The organism is Nocardia sp. NPDC050712 (assembly GCF_040654295.1).
Taxonomy (GTDB): domain Bacteria; phylum Actinomycetota; class Actinomycetes; order Mycobacteriales; family Mycobacteriaceae; genus Nocardia.
Genome location: NZ_JBFAHT010000002.1, coordinates 450,006 through 467,787 on the forward strand (window position 1 = coordinate 450,006; position 17,782 = coordinate 467,787).

At 67.1% G+C, this 17,782-nt stretch carries 21 protein-coding genes and 1 riboswitch; of the genes, 12 read left to right on the forward strand and 9 right to left on the reverse strand.

The window, feature by feature from the left end; translation table 11 throughout:
• Positions 1 to 161: 161 nt before the first annotated feature.
• On the forward strand, positions 162 to 773 hold the full coding sequence (locus AB0H76_RS12455) for a YdeI/OmpD-associated family protein (RefSeq protein ID WP_357321638.1): 612 nt from the start codon (positions 162 to 164) through the stop codon (positions 771 to 773).
• Positions 774 to 803: 30 nt separating this feature from the next.
• Here AB0H76_RS12455 and AB0H76_RS12460 read toward each other — a convergent pair whose 3' ends face one another.
• On the reverse strand, positions 804 to 1,436 hold the full coding sequence (locus AB0H76_RS12460) for a TetR family transcriptional regulator (RefSeq protein WP_357321639.1): 633 nt from the start codon (positions 1,434 to 1,436) through the stop codon (positions 804 to 806).
• Between the two features lie 131 nt (positions 1,437 to 1,567).
• On the opposite strand from AB0H76_RS12460, the gene AB0H76_RS12465 reads away from it, so the two are divergent.
• The 4 genes from AB0H76_RS12465 to AB0H76_RS12480 all read left to right on the forward strand — a co-directional run bounded on the left by AB0H76_RS12465 (position 1,568) and on the right by AB0H76_RS12480 (position 3,710).
• Entirely contained in the window at positions 1,568 to 2,002 is a 435-nt protein-coding gene (locus tag AB0H76_RS12465; RefSeq protein ID WP_357321642.1) for a hypothetical protein, read from the forward strand.
• A 57-nt stretch (positions 2,003 to 2,059) separates the two neighbouring features.
• A complete protein-coding gene (locus AB0H76_RS12470) occupies positions 2,060 to 2,602 on the forward strand; it encodes a hypothetical protein (RefSeq protein WP_357321645.1) in 543 nt (180 codons plus the stop codon).
• A gap of 61 nt (positions 2,603 to 2,663) precedes the next feature.
• Entirely contained in the window at positions 2,664 to 2,876 is a 213-nt protein-coding gene (locus AB0H76_RS12475) for a hypothetical protein (protein WP_357321647.1), read from the forward strand.
• Between the two features lie 108 nt (positions 2,877 to 2,984).
• Positions 2,985 to 3,710: an SDR family oxidoreductase gene (locus AB0H76_RS12480; protein ID WP_357321650.1), complete on the forward strand. Its 726-nt coding sequence runs from the start codon at positions 2,985 to 2,987 to the stop codon at positions 3,708 to 3,710.
• Positions 3,711 to 3,743: 33 nt separating this feature from the next.
• Here AB0H76_RS12480 and AB0H76_RS12485 read toward each other — a convergent pair whose 3' ends face one another.
• On the reverse strand, positions 3,744 to 4,124 hold the full coding sequence (locus tag AB0H76_RS12485; protein ID WP_357326132.1) for a DUF393 domain-containing protein: 381 nt from the start codon (positions 4,122 to 4,124) through the stop codon (positions 3,744 to 3,746).
• A gap of 207 nt (positions 4,125 to 4,331) precedes the next feature.
• Complete coding sequence (locus AB0H76_RS12490) at positions 4,332 to 4,646, reverse strand: multidrug efflux SMR transporter (protein ID WP_357321653.1); 315 nt, start codon at positions 4,644 to 4,646, stop codon at positions 4,332 to 4,334.
• Between the two features lie 9 nt (positions 4,647 to 4,655).
• Positions 4,656 to 4,719, reverse strand: a riboswitch (guanidine-III (ykkC-III) riboswitch).
• Between the two features lie 286 nt (positions 4,720 to 5,005).
• Between AB0H76_RS12490 and AB0H76_RS12495 the strand changes: the two genes are divergently transcribed.
• Together AB0H76_RS12495 and AB0H76_RS12500 are read left to right on the forward strand one after the other, a co-directional pair.
• Positions 5,006 to 6,238 carry a PQQ-binding-like beta-propeller repeat protein gene (locus AB0H76_RS12495; RefSeq protein WP_357321656.1) on the forward strand — a complete coding sequence of 411 codons (1,233 nt, stop codon included), beginning with the start codon at positions 5,006 to 5,008 and terminating at the stop codon, positions 6,236 to 6,238.
• 62 nt (positions 6,239 to 6,300) lie between these two features.
• A complete protein-coding gene (locus AB0H76_RS12500) occupies positions 6,301 to 6,699 on the forward strand; it encodes a DUF4870 domain-containing protein (protein ID WP_357321659.1) in 399 nt (132 codons plus the stop codon).
• Between the two features lie 63 nt (positions 6,700 to 6,762).
• Here the strand turns inward: AB0H76_RS12500 and AB0H76_RS12505 are convergent, their stop codons facing one another.
• The 4 genes from AB0H76_RS12505 to AB0H76_RS12520 form a co-directional block, all read right to left on the reverse strand.
• The gene (locus AB0H76_RS12505; protein WP_357321662.1) at positions 6,763 to 7,704 is read right to left on the reverse strand and encodes an alpha/beta hydrolase family protein; all 942 of its coding nucleotides are present in this window, start codon (positions 7,702 to 7,704) and stop codon (positions 6,763 to 6,765) included.
• A 107-nt stretch (positions 7,705 to 7,811) separates the two neighbouring features.
• Positions 7,812 to 8,165 (reverse strand): HNH endonuclease signature motif containing protein, encoded by a 354-nt coding sequence (locus AB0H76_RS12510; protein WP_357321665.1) that lies wholly within the window; start codon positions 8,163 to 8,165, stop codon positions 7,812 to 7,814.
• 104 nt (positions 8,166 to 8,269) lie between these two features.
• Positions 8,270 to 8,557, reverse strand: a complete 288-nt coding sequence (locus AB0H76_RS12515) for an antibiotic biosynthesis monooxygenase (protein WP_357321668.1) — start codon at positions 8,555 to 8,557, stop codon at positions 8,270 to 8,272.
• Positions 8,558 to 8,682: 125 nt separating this feature from the next.
• Positions 8,683 to 9,336: a helix-turn-helix domain-containing protein gene (locus tag AB0H76_RS12520; protein ID WP_357321671.1), complete on the reverse strand. Its 654-nt coding sequence runs from the start codon at positions 9,334 to 9,336 to the stop codon at positions 8,683 to 8,685.
• Positions 9,337 to 9,441: 105 nt separating this feature from the next.
• Between AB0H76_RS12520 and AB0H76_RS12525 the strand changes: the two genes are divergently transcribed.
• From AB0H76_RS12525 to AB0H76_RS12535, 3 genes are all read left to right on the forward strand, one after another.
• The gene (locus AB0H76_RS12525) at positions 9,442 to 10,383 is read left to right on the forward strand and encodes an alpha/beta hydrolase (protein WP_357321673.1); all 942 of its coding nucleotides are present in this window, start codon (positions 9,442 to 9,444) and stop codon (positions 10,381 to 10,383) included.
• Positions 10,384 to 10,466: 83 nt separating this feature from the next.
• Entirely contained in the window at positions 10,467 to 11,231 is a 765-nt protein-coding gene (locus AB0H76_RS12530) for an AAC(3) family N-acetyltransferase (protein WP_357321676.1), read from the forward strand.
• Between the two features lie 83 nt (positions 11,232 to 11,314).
• Complete coding sequence (locus AB0H76_RS12535) at positions 11,315 to 12,487, forward strand: lipase family protein (RefSeq protein ID WP_357321678.1); 1,173 nt, start codon at positions 11,315 to 11,317, stop codon at positions 12,485 to 12,487.
• 55 nt (positions 12,488 to 12,542) lie between these two features.
• Here AB0H76_RS12535 and AB0H76_RS12540 read toward each other — a convergent pair whose 3' ends face one another.
• Positions 12,543 to 13,760, reverse strand: coding sequence for a cytochrome P450 (locus AB0H76_RS12540; RefSeq protein ID WP_357321681.1), 1,218 nt, complete (start codon positions 13,758 to 13,760; stop codon positions 12,543 to 12,545).
• Positions 13,761 to 13,770: 10 nt separating this feature from the next.
• The gene (locus AB0H76_RS12545; protein ID WP_357326135.1) at positions 13,771 to 14,946 is read right to left on the reverse strand and encodes a cytochrome P450; all 1,176 of its coding nucleotides are present in this window, start codon (positions 14,944 to 14,946) and stop codon (positions 13,771 to 13,773) included.
• A 373-nt stretch (positions 14,947 to 15,319) separates the two neighbouring features.
• On the opposite strand from AB0H76_RS12545, the gene AB0H76_RS12550 reads away from it, so the two are divergent.
• Together AB0H76_RS12550 and AB0H76_RS12555 are read left to right on the forward strand one after the other, a co-directional pair.
• The gene (locus tag AB0H76_RS12550) at positions 15,320 to 16,417 is read left to right on the forward strand and encodes a ferredoxin reductase (RefSeq protein ID WP_357321683.1); all 1,098 of its coding nucleotides are present in this window, start codon (positions 15,320 to 15,322) and stop codon (positions 16,415 to 16,417) included.
• Between the two features lie 15 nt (positions 16,418 to 16,432).
• A complete protein-coding gene (locus AB0H76_RS12555; protein WP_357321685.1) occupies positions 16,433 to 17,761 on the forward strand; it encodes an acyl-CoA desaturase in 1,329 nt (442 codons plus the stop codon).
• The last annotated feature ends 21 nt before the right edge of the window (positions 17,762 to 17,782 follow it).

Sequence of the window (17,782 nt, forward strand, 5' to 3'; positions counted from 1 at the left end):
TATTGCGGCAAGGGGCGATGGCATGAGATGGCTTCGAATTCATTGTTCCATCGGCTAACGGGTTGCCGTTGTTACCCCGGCGCCGCGCGTGGCGCGAGCGAAGAAACACCGCGGACAGGCTCGCCGCGACATGCGAGACCCTGAGCACGTACGTTCGGCACATGACCGCGCCGCGATCGGCATCCGCCCATGCCGCCACCGGGAAGTTCGACTACCCGATCTTCCACGCCGAGACCCGCCCGCAGTGGCGGACCTGGCTCGAGCAGAACCACACGTCCGCGCGCGGGGTGTGGTTGTGCTCCTGGCGCTCCGGAACCGAACGCCCACGTTGCCCGTACCCCGACGCCGTCGAGGAAGCCATCTGCTTCGGGTGGATCGATTCCACCAACACCATCCTCGACGACGAGCGCGGCCTGCAGCTGTACACGCCACGTCGAAGCAAGAGCGCGTGGACCCGGCTCAACCGCCGACGCGCCGCGGACATGGCGGACCGAGGCCTGATGACCGACGCGGGCCGCCGCGCCATCGCGGCGGCGAAGTCCAACGGCTGGTGGACCATCGCCGACCAAGTCGAAGACCTGCAGGAGCCGCCCGAACTGGCGGCAGCCCTCGACCTGGACCCGCCGGCTCGCGCCAACTGGGACGGATTCCCGCCCAGCGCGCGCAAGCAGATGCTGTGGTGGATCGTCAGCGCCGCGCGAGACACCACCCGTGCGGATCGGATCGCGCAGATCGTCACCGAGGCACGCGACGGGCGACGGGCTCGCGGCTGACCATCTTCGCGCCTGTGTAGAACTGGAAAATCAACGGGTCGGTGGTGCTTCCGTGCACAAGGCGTCGGGGATGGCGGCGAAGGCCTCGTGCAGGCGGGTGAGAAGCGCGGATCGGCCGCCGGCGCCGTCGGCGGCGACCCAGCCGCGCCCGGCGATGCTCCAGGCCGTGGTGGTCAGTTCGGCGAGGATGCGGGGGCGCAGATCGCCGGGGGAAAGCGCGAGTCTCGATGAAAGATGTGCTGTCACTTCGGTTTCCACCCCTGACCGGGCGTACTCGATGTAGCCGAGCAGGCTGGGGGCGGTCAGGATGAGGCCGCGGGTGGCGATGTAGCGCTCGTCCCAGTCGTCGGGAAGCGCGGTGGCCGCGTCGGTGAGGACGTCGCGTAACGCGGTGAGGGTCGGCCCGGCGAGTTCGCGCACGGCGAGGGCTTGGAGATAGCCGGTCCAGAGCTCGGTCTCGGCCTCGACGGCCACGGCCTCCTTGGTGGGGAATGCCCGGAAGAACGTGCTGCGCGAGACCTCTGCCGCCTCGACCAGTTCCTCCACAGTGGTTGCGGCGAAACCCTTCTCGGTGAACAACGCCAGGGCGGCGTCGGCCAAGGCGCGGCGGGTGCGGAGCCGTTTGCGCTCCCGCAGCGGCAGGGCGCGGTCGTCTGAAGGCATGCCGAGATCCTAGCGCTCGAAGAACCTCAGGCACGAAAGAAACTAAGTTCAAATTGATACTTGTGCACTTCTGGTACTCAGTGTCAAAATGGAGCACGTCACTACACCTCGCCGGAACAAGGAGATCGCAAATGAGCGCCGCCCCGACCACCCTGAATCCCTCGATCATCGGCCAGGCCGAGAAGCACCACACCGCGGTCCTGGCCCGCGCGCTCGCCGGCACGACCCTGGATGAGAAGCAGTGGATCGTGCTGAATCAAGCCGGTGGCGAGCCGGTCGAGCGGGTTGCTCACATCAACCGGATCGCCGCAATGACCCAGTGGGCCCGCGCCGAGGTCGAGGCCGCCGTGAACGCACTGCTGGCCAGTGCTCTATTGACCGCCACACCTCAGGGCCTGCTCGAGCCCACCACCGAAGGCAAGGCCGTGGTGGGCAAGGTTCGTGCCGAGTCCGGCGCGATCGTGAACGCCGCCTACGGCGCGGTCCCCGCCGAGGATTTGGCCACCGCGGCCCGCGTCCTGGCCATCATCACTGCCCGTATGGCCCAGGAATTGACCAGGGCCTGAATCGAATTCGCGAGCACCGCCGCGGGGTTCGTTCATCCACAGAAGAGGCTTCACGAAATGAACAGCAGAACTACCGTTGCCTGGATCGCGGTCTCGGCAATCGGCGCGGCATTGCTTACCGGTTGCGGCGGAACAACCGCCGAGGCGCGAAGCAGTACCACCGCGACCCAATCGGCCCCTGCCACTTTGACTCCCTCGATCATCGGCCAAGCCGAAAAGCACCACACCGCAGTGCTATCCCGCGCGCTGACCGGTACCACTCTGGATGAGAAGCAGTGGATCGTGCTGAATCAGGCCACTGGCGAGCCGGTCGAGCGGGGTGCGCATATCAACCGGATCGCCGGATTGACCCAGTGGACCTCCGCCGACGTCGAAGCCGCCCTGAACGCACTACTGGACAAGGGCTTACTGGCGAACACACCCCACGGCCGACTCGAGTCCACCGCCGAAGGCAAGGCCGTGGTGAGCAAGGTTCGTGCCGAGTCCGGCGCGATCGTGGACGCCGCCTACGGCACGGTGCCCGCTGAAGACCTGGCCACCGCGGCCCGCGTCCTGGCCACCATCACCGCCCGCATGGCCGAGGAATTGGCCCACGGCTGAATTGCCGCGCCCCTGCATTCGGGGGCAGCCGAAATCATCTGCCCGACTATACGATTCGGCCATGAACTTCCAGAATCGAACACTGCGCAGCAGTGTCGCCGCTATTGCCGTCGCCACCGGAATTGTCACTGCGGCCGGCACGGCCGCCGCGGAACCTGCCGGTACGGGGAGTAGTTCGCTCGGTACCGGTTCCGCCGAGTTGGCGCAGAACCTCATCGAGGCGTTCGCTTGCGCGGTAGGCAACATGTCCTGCCCCATCGTCATACCCACGTGACCGCGGCGCGTTATCGAGAGCACGCACTGGAATCGAGCGCTGTTGCGATGAATTGCGGGGCCGCGGACCGTCAATTCTGATATGCGATTGAACGGTAAGAATGCGGTGGTGTACGGCGCGGCCGGAATGATGGGCGGCGCGGTGGCGCGGGCGTTCGCACGCGAAGGCGCCTACGTGCACCTGGTCGGCCGGACCCAGGCGACGCTCGAGGCGGTGGCCACGGAGATCGTGGATCTGGGTGGCCGCGCTACGGCCTCCCGGATCGACGTGTTCGATCAGGACGCCGTGGAGGCGCACGCCGGTCGTGTCGTCGAGCAGGCCGGCAGTCTGGACGTTTCCTTCAACGCTGTGGGCATGAGCGCGGTCCAAGACGTGTCACTCGTGGATCTGAAGCTGGAAGACTTCATGACGCCGATCGTGGAGTCGGCGCGTTCGCACTTCATCACCACGACAGCGGCGGCCCGCCGGATGACCGCACAGGGCTCCGGCGTCATCGTCCTGCTCTCCGCCTCGGCCGCCGGCGAATCCCGCCACCGCATGGGAGGTTTCAACATCGCCTGCGCTGGAATCGAAGCCCTCAATCGCAGCCTCGCGGGCGAGGTCGGCCGCCAAGGCGTCCGGGTCGTGTGCATCCGCCCCAACTTCACCCCGGAGACCGTCCCCGGTCTGCTCGAAGACGACCAACACCTTCAGCCATTGATCCGTGACACCCGCCTGGGGCGTCTTCCCCGCCTTGCCGAGGTATCGGAGGCGGCGGTCTTCGCCGCTTCCGAGGGGGCAGGCGCCATGACGGGCGCGATCCTCAACCTGACCTGTGGCGCCCTGGTCGACTGAGCGGAATCACGGACCTCTCTCGACTGCGCGAACCTACGCGGTGCGCCCCGGATCGTGCTTCGGGGTGGGGAGCGCACATGCGGGTGTGCCCCCGGGCAGGCGGTGCCGGTGATCAGCGACGAGGCGGTAGAGCGCAGCCGCAAGCCAGTTGATCGGCGGGACCAGCATGATCGTGCCCACTGCGCGCCAAGGCAGCGAAGCCCGCCGCAGAAGCAACGCGAAGGCGCGCGCCCCAGAGGCTCGGCCATCGGTACCGTCGATCCACTGGACGGCTGTCTGGGCTTGCTGTTCGGTCAGTCCCAGGGCGGCAAGGTCGAGTCGCTGCCACGGTGAGAAATCGATGTCCGGTCTGATGCGGGCGCGGATGAAATCGACGCTGGAGGTACAGAACGCACAGTCACCATCGAATATCATCACGGGCCGTGCGGTCGCCCCTGGCGTCGTGGATGCTGATCTCATCCTCGAGCTCCCTCCGTTGGGATCTTCATCGTCGAGCATAGTTTTCCCATGCCTCCCGCGAACGTTCCCTGAGAGTGAAATCACCCGGAGCCGCCGCATGGACGGTGATGTCCCTGCGTCGCAATAGTCTTGATCGGCATTACCTCGAGCAGGCGACGCGGCCTAGTGCAGGACTTTGAGCCCGATCACGCAGCCCACGATCCCCACCAGAAACGCGATCTTCAGCACCGAAACCGATTCCGACCCGGTCACCATGGCGAACGCGATCGTCAGCACCGCACCGATTCCGACCCAGACCGCGTAGGCGGTACCCACCGGCAACCCACGCATCGCGACAGCCAGACCCGCCATGCTGATGACCAACGCAACGAGGAAGATGACGGTCGGCAGTGGCCGGCTGAATCCCTCGGACTTGCCGAGCGCGGTCGCCCAGACCGCCTCGAACGCACCGGACAGCACCAGAATCAACCATGACATGACGGACCTCCAGGGCCGTCTTGTCGCGTGCCGGGTACGGCTCCCTCGTCCGGAGTCCCATCGAGGGACCGGCTTCCACCATGGCAAATCCAGGCGTGGCGGGGCAACTTCGAGGCTGGTGACCTTGCTCTCCACACCGGCGGGTGGGTCCATGTCGGTGCGGCAATACACAATGCTGGACATGGACAATGGTGCTGCCACCGTCACCCGCCGGTCCGGGCGGCGCAACCTTGTGCTGGCCGCCGCGGCGGCTGTCCTCACCACCGCCGGTGCGGTGGTGGTCCTCTCCCAGCCCGCGGACGGGACGCGCAAGATCACCGGCACCGCGGACGCCGCTCCGGGCCTCGCGTGGTCGGTCGGTGCCGCGTACGGACGGGCCAGGCGCGGAATTCCGCGACCCCCGGGCCGGCACCGAATTCGACACCGGCGAACCGGGATTCGTCGACGCCGGGGCCACGTTGGTGACCGTTGTCGGGGTCCCGGACGACGACATGTACCTGCGCGATCCTGTGCTGACCGGCTTCGACGCCCGCACCGGCGCGCGACGCTGGCAGACCCCCGCCCCGAACCTGCGTGGTTGCGGACCCACCGCGGTCGACGGCCAGATCGTGTGTTTCGGCCACGACAAAGCGCTGATCGCCTTCGATGTCGCCACCGGGCAGCTCACGCGCACGCCGACCGATTGGTACCCCTTCGCCCTCGCGACCCTCGACGATCGCCTGTACGTCGCCGAGGGTGACGTCGAATCCGATGACGTGCGTGTTCATTCCGGAACCCTGGCCGATCCGGATGCGTACTGGTCCCAGGCGTTCGGCATGGGCACCTCCTGGGAAGACCTGCCCTTCGACGCCTTGGATGTGTCGCACGGCCAGGGCATATTCACCCTCGGCGCCGATATCGCCGGATTCGACCTCGCCAACGGGAAGCAGACCTGGAGTGCGGACCTGGACGGCTGTTCCGACGCCGCCGGGACCAGCGGCACGCTGGTGGTGCACACCCGATCCGGTTGCGGCGGTGACAGGATCACGGGCAGTGCCCTGCTCGACCGCACGGGCCACGCCATCGCCACCACGGATAGCGCAGTCGCCCAGAGCCTTTCGATCGATCGCCCCACCGACGAAACCATTCCCGTCCTGCTCGGCGACAGCGCCTACAACCGCCGCACCGGCAGTCTGATGTGGCGCAGCCCCGACCTGATTTCCGTGCCCGCGCAGACCAGCCCAGACAATCCCGTTTCCGCGAACGGCACCGCGGCAGCGATTCTCGGCGACCTCGCGCTATTGCGAGACCTGGACGCGCACACGATATCCGGGCTCGACCTGCGCACCGGACACCGACTGTGGCGGGCCGACGACAACCGCTTCGGCACGATCCAGGCATGGGATGGGGACACCGTTGTCCTGTCCGACGGCACCGGACTCTGGGCGGTCGACCCGCGAAACGGCGCTATCGCGTGGGACATTCCGTTTCTGGCCGTGAACGTCGACCGCACTGCCCTCACCGGATCCGGCCGGCTCGCCGCCCACGGAAACGGGCGCTATACCTACGCCAGCGCCCGGGCAATGATCGGACTTCGCCCGTTGGAACGCTGAATAAAACTGGTTGTTCACAAACCTGGGATCGGTAGGTGTCATCTACGGTATTTACTTACCTCATGACATCTCCTCAACACCCCATGAACCAGCCGCAGTCCGCCGGTCTGGACAAGAAGACCAGCGCGATCCTGTCCTACGTGCTGGGGTGGCTCACCGGCATCATCTTCCTGTTCGTCGGGAAGAACGATCCCGATGTGAAATTCCATGCCGCGCAGTCGATCGTCTTCTTCGGCGCGGTCTCGGTGGTCAACTTCGTCCTGGGCATCCTCGGCTCGCTGCTCGGCACCCTGGGCATCATCTTCAGCCTCGCCGCATTCGCGGTCGTGATTCTGGCCGTCGTGGTCTGGATCATGGCCATGGTCCAGGCGAACAACACCGGTGGCGTCCGCGCCGAGCTACCCATCGTGGGCAAATTCGTTGCCCCGTATGCGGATCGGCTGGCCGCCTCGGTCGACTAGCAGCATCGAAGTTCCCAAAAACCAACGGCCCGAGATGATCTCGGGCCGTTCGAGTTTTCGGGGTCAGGCGCCGATGGCGCGGGCCAGGTGCGGCCAGGAGTCGTGCAGGTCGGTCTCGAACTGCCCCCAGGTGTGCGCGCCCTCCGGGCGGTTCACGTGGGTGACGGGCAGTCCGAGCTGGGTCAGCCGGTCCGCGAACGCCGCGGTGCAGGAGCCCGCGATGGCCTCCAGGGGCGGGAGCGCCAACCCGCCCTCGTCGATAGCGCCCGGTGTGCCGGTCGCCGCGGACAGGTAGATGGTCTTCCCGGCCAGCGCCCCCGCGTTGGCGAAGGCGTCGTGCGCCCGCCAGATCGTGTCACCCGGCGCACCCCACATGTTCGCCGTGTTGCCGCCGCCACGCCCGACCTGGGCGTTGATCATCGCGGTGCCGAGTGCGTCCGCGGTCCACGGGCAGCCGCTGTACGCCGCGACCGCGCTGTACAGAGTGCCCGACTGAATCGCCAGATTCACCGCCGAAGCCGCGCTCATCGACACCCCGGCGATCGCGTTGCGCCCGGTGCTGCCCAGGCGCGCGTCGAGCACGCCGGGCAGCTCCCGGGTGAGGTAGGTCTCCCAGCGGTTCCGGCCGATCGCGGGATCGTCGGCCACCCAATCGGTGTACAGGCTGAATTTGCCGCCCACCGGCATCACCACGTTGACGTGCTTGTCCGCGAAGAACTCTCGCACGTCGGTGTTGTCCCACCAGGAAATGCCGTCCTCACCGCCGCCGATGCCGGTGAGCAGGTACAGCGTCGGTGCGGGACCGTCGACCGCGTGGATCACCCGATTGGTGATCACCCGATCCATCGCGGGGGAGTAGACATCGATCCGGGAGATGTTGTCGGCCAGCGGCACGTCCTCCACCAGCCGGGGTTGCGCCGCGGCCGGACGAACGGTCATGAGGGACAACACGAAAGCGGCCACCAGCACCGCCGCGAACGAGGTCCAAGACTTCGAAAACGCCATACTTCAGCTATACCGCCGGGTGATCATGGTGAAACCCTGTGCACCGAAACGTGTTCCAGGACCGATCCCCGCCCGTTGTCGCACTCGGTGTTCGGAGCCGGGTTATCTCACTCCGCGAACCGGATAGTGAGCTCGGCCGAGATCTCGTAGTGGCGCACGAGGAACGCGCGTTCGTCGAGTTTCTTGCGCCGCAGCCAGCCGGTCACTTCGGCGTTGCACTTGCTGGCGTTGCAGGACGCGCACGCGGGTACGACGTTGCCGAGGGTGTATCGGCCGCCCCGCGAAATGGCCTGTACGCAGTCCTTCTGGAGCGCGGTGCCGGGGGAGCCGCAGTAGGCGCACCCGCCCCAGGACGTCCTGAGCGCCTCCCACTGGACGTCGGTGAGGTCGTGGCTGACGGCCAGCATCCGCTTCTTGCGCTTGCGCGCGGCGCGAACCTGTTTGCTCCCACCAGTCGGCACGAAGGGTAAGAATACGCGTCGTGATGGTCGATATGCCGGAGGCCGGGGCGTTTGCGGCTCCAGCCGGTGATGCGCCTCGGAGTCCACCGATAGTGGCGTCGGGTTCAGCTCAGCGAACGCACCTCGGCGATGTCGTACTCGGCCACCGACGCGGCGCGGATCTCGGCATTCTGCGCGTCGGAAGGGCCACTGCCGCGGAAGGCCTCGACGGCCGCCCGCGACTCCCAGCGCTCGAAGATGACGATGCGGCCGGCATCGACCAGGTCGGCCGCGATCGAGAAGTCGAGGCAACCGGCCGCGCGACGAGCTTGCTCGACGACGCCGACACAGTCGGCCAGGTAGGACGCCCGCTGGTGCGGGTCCACCACGATATGCCCTGCGACGATCACCATCAGTTACCTCCGTCTGAGTTCGAACCGGTCGCAAAGTATGACCGCCCGCGGCAGCGGAACTCATCGGTGGCTGCCCCGGTTGGACGGGCTTCCGCGACGAACCTGGCAGCGAATCACCACATCGCTCACGGGATCTGGGTCGCAAGGTAGGAGAGCTGGGCGGCAAGTATCTCTTCGAACGCGGCGCCCCGATCTGCTCCGAGTGGGCGGATGTCGCGAGCGAAGTGGGATAGGGCGGGGAATCGCTCGGGATCGGCGCCCAGCACCGCTACACGAAAGAGCTCCATTCCCTGCTCGTACTCTTCGGGGGCGGTGGCGCCGATGCCGCCGTCAGCGGAGATCAATGCGGCGAGCAGGACCACGAGGCGGTGATACCGCATCGGGATCTCCTCGTCGGGCAGGCCGGAGATACGCAGGGCCTGAAGGAGCTCTTCCATGAGCAGGCGCGATCCGGTGCCGCTCGAGGCATAGCGGCCCCACACCGTAGCCAGTTGGGGTTGCTCGGCGAATGCCTCCCGGAGCCGCAGGGCCAGACCGGTGATGCGCTGCTCCCAGTTGCCCTCGGGGTGGTAGCCCTCCATGGCGGCCAGCACGACTCGGTCCACGACCGCGCGGAGCAGTTCGGTCTTGTTGCGGAAATGCCGGTACAGGCTGGAGGAGTCGGTGCCCAGCGCCGCGGCGAGCTTACGCACGCTGAACGACTCCGCGTCGCTCGTGCGCAGCAATTCCGCTGCCGTATCCAAGATTTCATCGGTCGTCCAGCGCCTGCGGCCAGTCATCTCGCTCCTCTCGTTCGAGTCCAGCATATCTTATGCACTTGCTGTTGCACGCACCGCGTGCATAATGGGTTCGGAAGTGTTCGCGCCCCTTTGGAGGTAGAAAAAATGAACGAGATCGCCACCGCGACAAGACCGTTGGAACCAGACTTCGCAGCGATCACGACCGAGGAACTCCTGGCCTACCGTGCTGCGGAGAACCGTTGGCGGGCATCCGCCGCGGCGCGGCAGGTGCTCGGAACACCGGATCCCGGCGCCACGATCGCGTGGCATCAGGTAGGGCTGCCCGGCCGGGACCTACCGGTCCGCGTGTACCGCCCGGAGAGGGCGGAAGCCGCCTTGCCGCTCGTGGTCCATGTGCACGGCGGCGGATTCGTCGGCACGGCCGCCCAGTGCGATTGGACCAACAGCCATCTCGCCGCCCGGCTGGCCGCCGTCGTCGTCTCGGTCGAGCACCGCCTCCTCGGCCCCGCCTCACTCGCGGACGCGGCCGCCGACGGGTGGGAGGTGCTCGACCACGTGGTGCGAAACGCGGCGGAGTGGGGCGTCGACGCCACCCGCACGGCCGTCTTCGGCGAGAGCTGTGGCGCGCTGATCACCGCGCTGACGGCGATCCGGGCCCGGGATCGCGGCCTGGAGCTCAGAGCGCAGGTGCTGGTCAATCCGGCGGTCGACGTGACGGCGACGATGTTCGATTACCCCACCATGGCCGAGTACGCGTACCGCCCGAGCCGGGCCCGGCCGCAACTGCGGTTCTTCCAGCGGCTGGCCATTCCGGAGGGTCACGATCCGCAGGTGCTCTCGCCGCTGTATTGCGCGGATCTCGGCGGGCTCGCTCCCGCACTCTTGGTCGTGCCCACCCGGGACGCGGTGGCCGACCACGGCCGTCGCTACGCCGAGCGGCTGCGTGCGGCCGGCACGCCGGTGCGACTCACCGAGTATCCAGGCGCACGCCACGCGTTCCTCACCTTGCCGGGCGTGGAACCTCAGGCCGAAGCTGCCAGGGCGGAGATCTTCGCGTATCTTCGAGCAGTCTTGGCGAAGTCGTGACGCCTTCGACGGAACCACGCCCCGATGTGCTGACCCACACCGACCTCGTGCACGGATGGCGCCGGGTCGGACTCCGGGCGGGCATGTCGGTGCTCGTGCACTCGTCGCTGTCCAGCTTCGGCCGCGTCGACGGCGGAGCCGACACCGTGATCGGAAGTCTGCGGTCCGTCCTCGGCCCGGACGGAACGCTCGTCGCTCCCGCCTTCACCTCGCAGGTCACCGACCCCGATCGCGATTGCCCCGGCATTCCCGACGCGGCGGTGATCGCTCGTCGCGCGGCCGTGCCAGCCTTCCATCCCGGCCTGCCGTCCACCGGCATGGGCGCTATTCCGGAATCGCTGCGTCGCATGCCGGGCAGTGTGCGCAGTGCGCATCCGCAGGTATCCGTTGCCGCGATCGGCGCTCGGGCGGCAGAGATCGTTCGACGTCAAACGCTCGGATTCGCGGTCGGGCGTGCTTCACCGTTCGGTCGGCTGCACGACCTGGGCGGCCACATCCTCCTCGCCGGGGTGGGGCACGATCGAAATACTTTCCTGCACTATGCCGAAAGCCTTACGCCCGACCCGCGCCTGAAAATTCGCCGCTTTCCGCAGGACCTCGACGGAGAGCGAGCATGGGTCGAGACGCTCGACGTCGCCGACGACAATGGGAGGTACTTCCCCTTGATCGGTCGTGAATTCGAGGAGCACGCCGACATCGCGGAAGTGACAGTCGGTTCCGCACGATGCCGATTGATTCCGGTGCGGCCGCTGGTCGCGTTCGCGATTCCACGGCTTGCTGAATTGCTGGACGCGGACCGCCGCGTGAAACATCAGGGCTGTATTACACTCCCGCGCAAGGGGAACTAGAACAGGTTCTCGGGGAGAGGTTTGTGATGCGTTCAAGGGGGACAACGACTTTGCGGGCCACGGTGGTCGCCGCGGTTGTAGCGATGACGACGTTGTGCGCGGGCGGGGCCACAGCTGTGCCGCTGCCGGAACAGGACTCGTTCTACGCGGAGCGGCCCGGTATCGAAAACCTGCCCAACGGCTCGGTGCTCGCGTCTCGGCCGATCGAAGCCGAGTCGTTCACGCAACCGCTGGCGGCACAGGCTTGGCAGGTGCAGTACAAGACGGTCGACAATCACGGGCGGGCCCGCGGCTATGTCGCCACAGTGCTTGTGCCGCAGCAGGAATGGACCGGGGCGGCCCCGCGTCCGCTGGTGTCGTATCAGATGGCCGAGGACGGTGTCGGCTCGAAGTGCGCGCCCTCCTACGCGCTGCGTGGCGGCCTCGGTCGCGGTACCAGTAACGCGTACACCGAGACGGGGCAGGTGCGCTTCGCGCTCCAGCAGGGGTGGGCCGTGGTGGTGCCGGACTATCAGGGGCCCGACTCCGATTTGTTCGGTGCCGAGGGTTATGTCCACGGCGTCCTGGATGGCATTCGCGCGGCCAAGGCGTTCGCGCCGGCGGCTATCGATCCGGCCGCCCCGATCGGTTTGTGGGGGTATTCCGGTGGCGCGCAGGCGACTGCGATCGCCGCGCAAGCGCATGACTCCTACGCGCCGGAACTGCGCTTTGCCGGTGTGGCGCTGGGCGGAATTACAGCGGATCTGGAGTCTGCTCTGACGGGCTTCAGCGGCGGAATCGCCGGTGGTGCGGCGGTTCTCGGCCTGGCCGGCCTGAATCGCTCCTATCCCGAGGCCGATGTGCTCCAGTATCTCAATGAGTCCGGCCGCGGGATGCTGGCTGCCGCCCAGGCGGATTGCTTGCTCGACGCAGCTATCGCGCACCCCTTCCTCAGCATCGCGGAGCTGGAGGCCTGGCCGGGTTCACTCACGAACAACGCCGAGTTGAGCAAGGTCGTCCGCCAGGCCAGCCCGCTCTTCCGCGCGGGCACGCCGACCGCTCCGGTGCTGGTCTATCACGCCGTCGGCGACGAGTTCGCGCCCATCGGCTCCGCCCGCGCACTGGCTGAGAAGTATTGCGCCGCCGGAGTTCCGGTGCGACTGGCGGAGAATCCGATCGGCGAGCACGTCACCGAGGGCGCTTTGGGAATATTCACAGCCGTGAACTATCTGTCCGACCGCTTCGCCGGCGCGCCCGCGCCCACTACCTGTCGATAAGCCCCGAGTATCCGCGGGTGCGATCGCGCACCCGCGGGTAGCTCCTCGCCGACCGCTACGGGTGCACGTGCACCGGAAGTCCCTGGTGACCGTTGGAAATGAAGCCGATCACCGGCGGCACCTCCGCCGGATCCACCGCGAAGCGCAGGGCGGGGAAGCGCTCGAACAGGGCGGGCAGGGCGATCCGGGCTTCCAGGCGAGCCAGGGGAGCGCCGATGCAGTGGTGCGCACCGTGACCGAAAGCCAAGTGGTCCTTCTTGGTTCGGGTGATGTCGAAGGTGGACGCGGTGCCGCCGTGGATTTCGGGGTCACGACCCGCGGCGGCGTAGGAGGCGAGGATGGCCTCGCCCTTGGCGATGCGGATGCCGTCGATCTCGATGTCCTCGATGGCGTAGCGCAGCGGCAGGTGCGCGACCGGGGACTCGAAACGCAGGGTTTCCTCGATGACGTCCTCCCAGGTGGCCCGGCCCTCGCGGACCGCGGCCAGCTGCTCGGGGTGCGTGAGCAGGTTGAAGATGGCCTGGTCGAGGAGATTGACGGTGGTCTCGTGGCCGGCGTTGATGACCAGCATCAGCGTGTCCAGCAGCTCCTTCTCGGTCAGCAGCTCACCGTCCTCGCTGGGGGTGGAGATCAGCACGCTGGTGATGTCGTCACCCGGCTGCACCCGGCGCAGGGCGACGAGTTCGCCTACCAGGCCGAACATTTCGAGGTAGTTGGCCTGCGCGGCCTCCGGGGTGATCTCGGTGTCGAAGAAGCGGGCCACGCAGGTGCGCAACGCGGGCTCCATCTCGTCGGGCACGCCCATCAGCTCGCAGATCACCTGGATCGGCACCGGGTAGGCGAAACTCTCACGCAGGTCGACGCTTTCGCCCTCCGGCGTCTTGGCGATGTCGTCGAGCAGCGTGGTCACCAGCTCCTCGACGCGCGGACGCAGCGCCGCGGTCCTGCGGTGGGTGAAGGCGGGGGAGACCAGCTTGCGTAGTCGGCGGTGGTCGGCCCCGTAGGCGGTGAACATGCTGTCCACCGCCACCCAGGCGAACAGCGGCCATTCCGGCGTGATCTCGCCGTTGATGAACGAACCCCAGTGCTGGGCCGCGTCTTTCGACACCCGGGGATCGGCGAGCAGGCGCTTGAGCAGGCCGGCGTCGGTCACCGACCAGGCGGGTACACCCATGAGTTCGACCAAGGCCACCGGTCCGCGCGCACGGATGCGCTCGTTCTCGCCTTGAATGTCGATGCCGGTCAAGTCCAGCGCAAGAGGCTCGAGGCTCACAGAAGTTCTCCTACATCGCATTCAGTGGCGGGCTCGCCGGGAAGACCACCGGCAGCGCTGCCAACGCCCGATGGAAAGGCCCAGGGCGCCAAGACAGTTCATCTGCTCGCACGGCCAATCGCAACTCAGGCAGCGCATCCAGCAGCTGATCGACGGCCTCCTGGGCCACCAGCGAGGCGACCGATCGGGCCGGGCAGGCGTGCGGTCCGATGCTCCATGCCAGATGCGAGCGGTTGCCGATGCGTTCGCCGCCGCTGATCGAGGGGTCGTTGTTGCACCCGGCGAAGCTGATCATGACCGGCTGGTTGGCGGGCAGCCACACGTCGCCGACCGGAATCGGCTGGCGCGGGTAGGAGATGGCGAAGTTGGCCATCGGCGGGTCGTTGAACAGCACCTCGTCCAAAGCGTCTCGGGTGGACAGACTTCCGCCGAGCACGTCACCGGCGAACCGGTCGTCGGTCAGGATCAGCCGCAGGGTGTTGATGATCAGGTTCTGCTGCGGTTCGATCCCCGCGCCGTAGATGCTGATGATGTTGTAGAGCATCTCGGTGTCGTCGAGTCCGGCGCTGTGCTGCAGCAGGCGGGTCACCATGTCGTCACCGGGTTCGCGCCGCTTCAGCGCGATCAGGTCCATCAGGGCGGCGCTGAGCATGGTCATGCCGCGCACGGCGTTGTCGTCGACCGAATCGAACAGCATGGCCATGCCGGTGGCCACGCGCTGCCCGATATCCGCGGGGCAGCCCAGCATTTGGTTGAGTCCGGCGAAGACCAGGGGAAAGGCGTACTGCGTGACCAGGTCCGCCGCGCCGCTCTCGCAGAAGGTGTTGATCAGCGGGATGGCATCGCGTTCGACGATGGCGTGCAGGCCGTGCAGGTCGACACCCTCGATGGCGCTGACGTTGGCCTGCCGGTAGCGCAGATGCGTAACACCGCTGTTGCGCAGCACATTCGGGTACCACATCATCATCGGCTTCACCGGGCAGTCGTCGGGAATCGTGTCCTGCCAGGCCCGGGGATCGGCCGGGAAGTGCTCGGGGTCGTTCAGGATCCGCACGGCCTCGTGATAGCCGATCACGAGCGTCGCCGGGACGCCCGGCGCCAGTTCCACCGGCGCTAAAGCACCATAGGTGCGGCGTAATTCGCGGTAGCTGCCGTGTGGATCGGCGGCGAATTCCTCGGAGTACATCGGGAACCGCGGCCCGGGTAGGGCGGAGGACGGACCGACCGCCCAGGGAACGACAGGCGAGCTGGTCACAGGTGTAACTCCTGACACGAACGAAATACGAACTGTACGACGGCGATCGGCGTGCTGCCTTCGTGCCTGACACACTATCTCGACTGTGCGGCCAACCAACTGAGGCCTCCGAAAATTGGGAACTCTCCAAAACTGCTGGCCAGGGCCCGAGTTCGGTGGCGACGCGCAATATCATCGCCCTATTCACGCCGGAATCCGCTAGTGCACAGTTGTACTGCTGATCTATTCTCGCGAAACATTCCTGTTCAGCCAATTTCGGTAGATTTCGCACATTTCAGTGCACGACCGTTTACTGTCGAATGACATGGCGGAACGTGGTGCACGACCGAAGGTGTCGCCGATTCGGCGGCTGGTGCTGCGAGCGGTCCGGCACCTGTTCACACCCTTGCGGCCCGACGACTACCTCGAACTCATCAACCCCCTGTGGACCACCGAGGAGCTGCGCGGCCGGGTGGAGAAGGTGGTGCCGGAAGGCTCGATGGCGGCCTCGGTGTACATCCGTCCCGGCTACGAATGGGGCGGGCACGAGCCCGGCCAATACGTACGGCTCGGAGTGCTCGTCGACGGGATCTACCGCTGGCGCGCCTACTCGCTGACCTCCGATCCCGACGCACCCGACGGGCTGGTCAGCATCACCCCGAAGCTCGTCGAGAACGGCGCGGTGTCACCGTATCTGGTGCAGGGCATCCAACAGGGCGAGGTGGTACGGCTCGGCGAGGTGGAGGGCATGTTCACCCTGCCCGATCCGCTCCCGGAGAAGCTGCTGTTCGTCAGCGCCGGCAGCGGCATCACCCCGATCGCCAGCATGCTGCGCAGCCTCGATCACCGCGGCGCGATCGGTGACGTGTTCGTCGCGCACTCGGCGCGCACCGCCGAGCAGGTGATGTTCGCCGACACCCTGCGCGACCTGGACGCTCGCCATCCGGGCCTGCGCTTGGAACTGCGCCTGACCGGCGAACACGACCGGATCACCCCCGCCGCGCTGGACGAGCTCTGCCCGGACTGGCGCGACCGGGAGGCCTTCTGTTCGGGCCCGGAGGGCATGCTCGACGCCTTCGCCGAACACTGGGACACCCACGGCGATCCCGCCAAGCTCCACATGGAGCGGTTCCAGCCGGTCATCGGTGGTGACAGCGGCATCGGCGGGGGCGGGCTGGTGCGGTTTGTCGCGAGCGAGACCGAGGCCGAATGTGACCCCGGCACACCGATTCTCGCCGCCGGCGAAGCGGCCGGATTGACACTGCAGCACGGCTGCCGGATCGGCATCTGTCACACCTGTGTCGGCGTGCTGCGCTCCGGGCGGCTCCGCGACCTGCGCACGGGCGAGGTCAGCGAACCCACCGAGCAGGCGGTCCGCATCTGCGTGCATACCGCCGAGGGGGACATCGAAATCGAACTCTGATCGAAAGGACACTCCATGACGACATCAGCGCAGAGCCCGCTCGCACACCTGAGCGACGAGCAATTGGCGGAACTGGCAAAGGAATTCGACGCCATCCACGCCGAGGTCTACGCCGATCTGGGCGATCGCGACCGCCGCTACATCACCTCGGTGATCTCGGCGCAACGCCAGCTGGCCGCGGCGGGGCGGGCGCTGTTGCTCGCCTCGGCGTCCAAACCGGCGTGGCTGGCCGGCACGGCCTGCCTGGGTCTGGCCAAGATTCTGGAGAACATGGAAATCGGCCACAACATCATGCACGGCCAATGGGATTGGATGAACGATCCCGCCATCCACTCGGCGGTGTGGGACTGGGATACCGCCTCCACCGCGGAATCCTGGAAGCACTCACACAATTTCGTCCACCACACCTTCACCAACATCCTCGGCAAGGACAAGGATCTCGGCTACGAGATCATGCGGATCGACCCGAACCAGAAATGGAGTCCGGTCTATCTCGCCCAGCCGCTCTACAACGTGCTGCTCATGGCGTTCTTCGAATGGGGTGTGGCGCTGCACGACCTGGACCTCGAGGCCATACGCCGGGGTGAGAAGTCGCGCGCCGAGATGCTGCGCGACCTGAAGGGCATCGGAGTCAAGGCGCGGGCCCAGGTGATCAAGGACTACGTGGGCTGGCCGCTGGTCAGCGCGGCGGCGTTCGGCGCGGCCCAACTGGTGGCGCGTGGCCGTCTGCCGCAGCCGGGCACCTCGAGGGTCGGCCGGCGCCTGCGCGCGCTGGGCGGGCGGCGGGCCGGCGCGGTCGCGAACGTGCTGGATCGGGCGCTGCCCGGCGCCGAGCGCACCTTCTTGGCGACGGCGGCAGCCGACTTCACCGCCAACATCATCCGCAACGTGTGGGCGCACGGCATCATCTTCTGCGGGCATTTCCCCGACCAGGCCTACACCTTCAGCCAGGAAGAGGCCGAGAACGAGAGCCGGGGCAGCTGGTACGGACGGCAGCTGGTCGGCGCGGCCAACATCGAAGGCGGCCCGCTGTTCCACATCCTCAGCGGAAACCTCGGCTACCAGGTCGAACACCACCTCTTCCCGGATATGCCGAGCAGTCGCTACGCCGAGATCGCGCCGAAGGTCAAAGAGATCTGCGAGCGCTACCAGCTGCCCTACAACGCCGGGCCGCTGCTCCAGCAGTGGTGGATGGTGCACCGCAGTCTGGCGCGCCTGGCCTTTCCCGGCGGCGAACCGCGCCCGAAGCCGGGGCCGTACCGCGGCGAGGCGGACCGGGCCGTGCGGGCGGCCGACAGTGAGGCGGCCCGCTTCCGCGCCCGGGTTCCCGCAGGCGGCCGGTAGGCGCCGGCGGCCGTGCGGGCG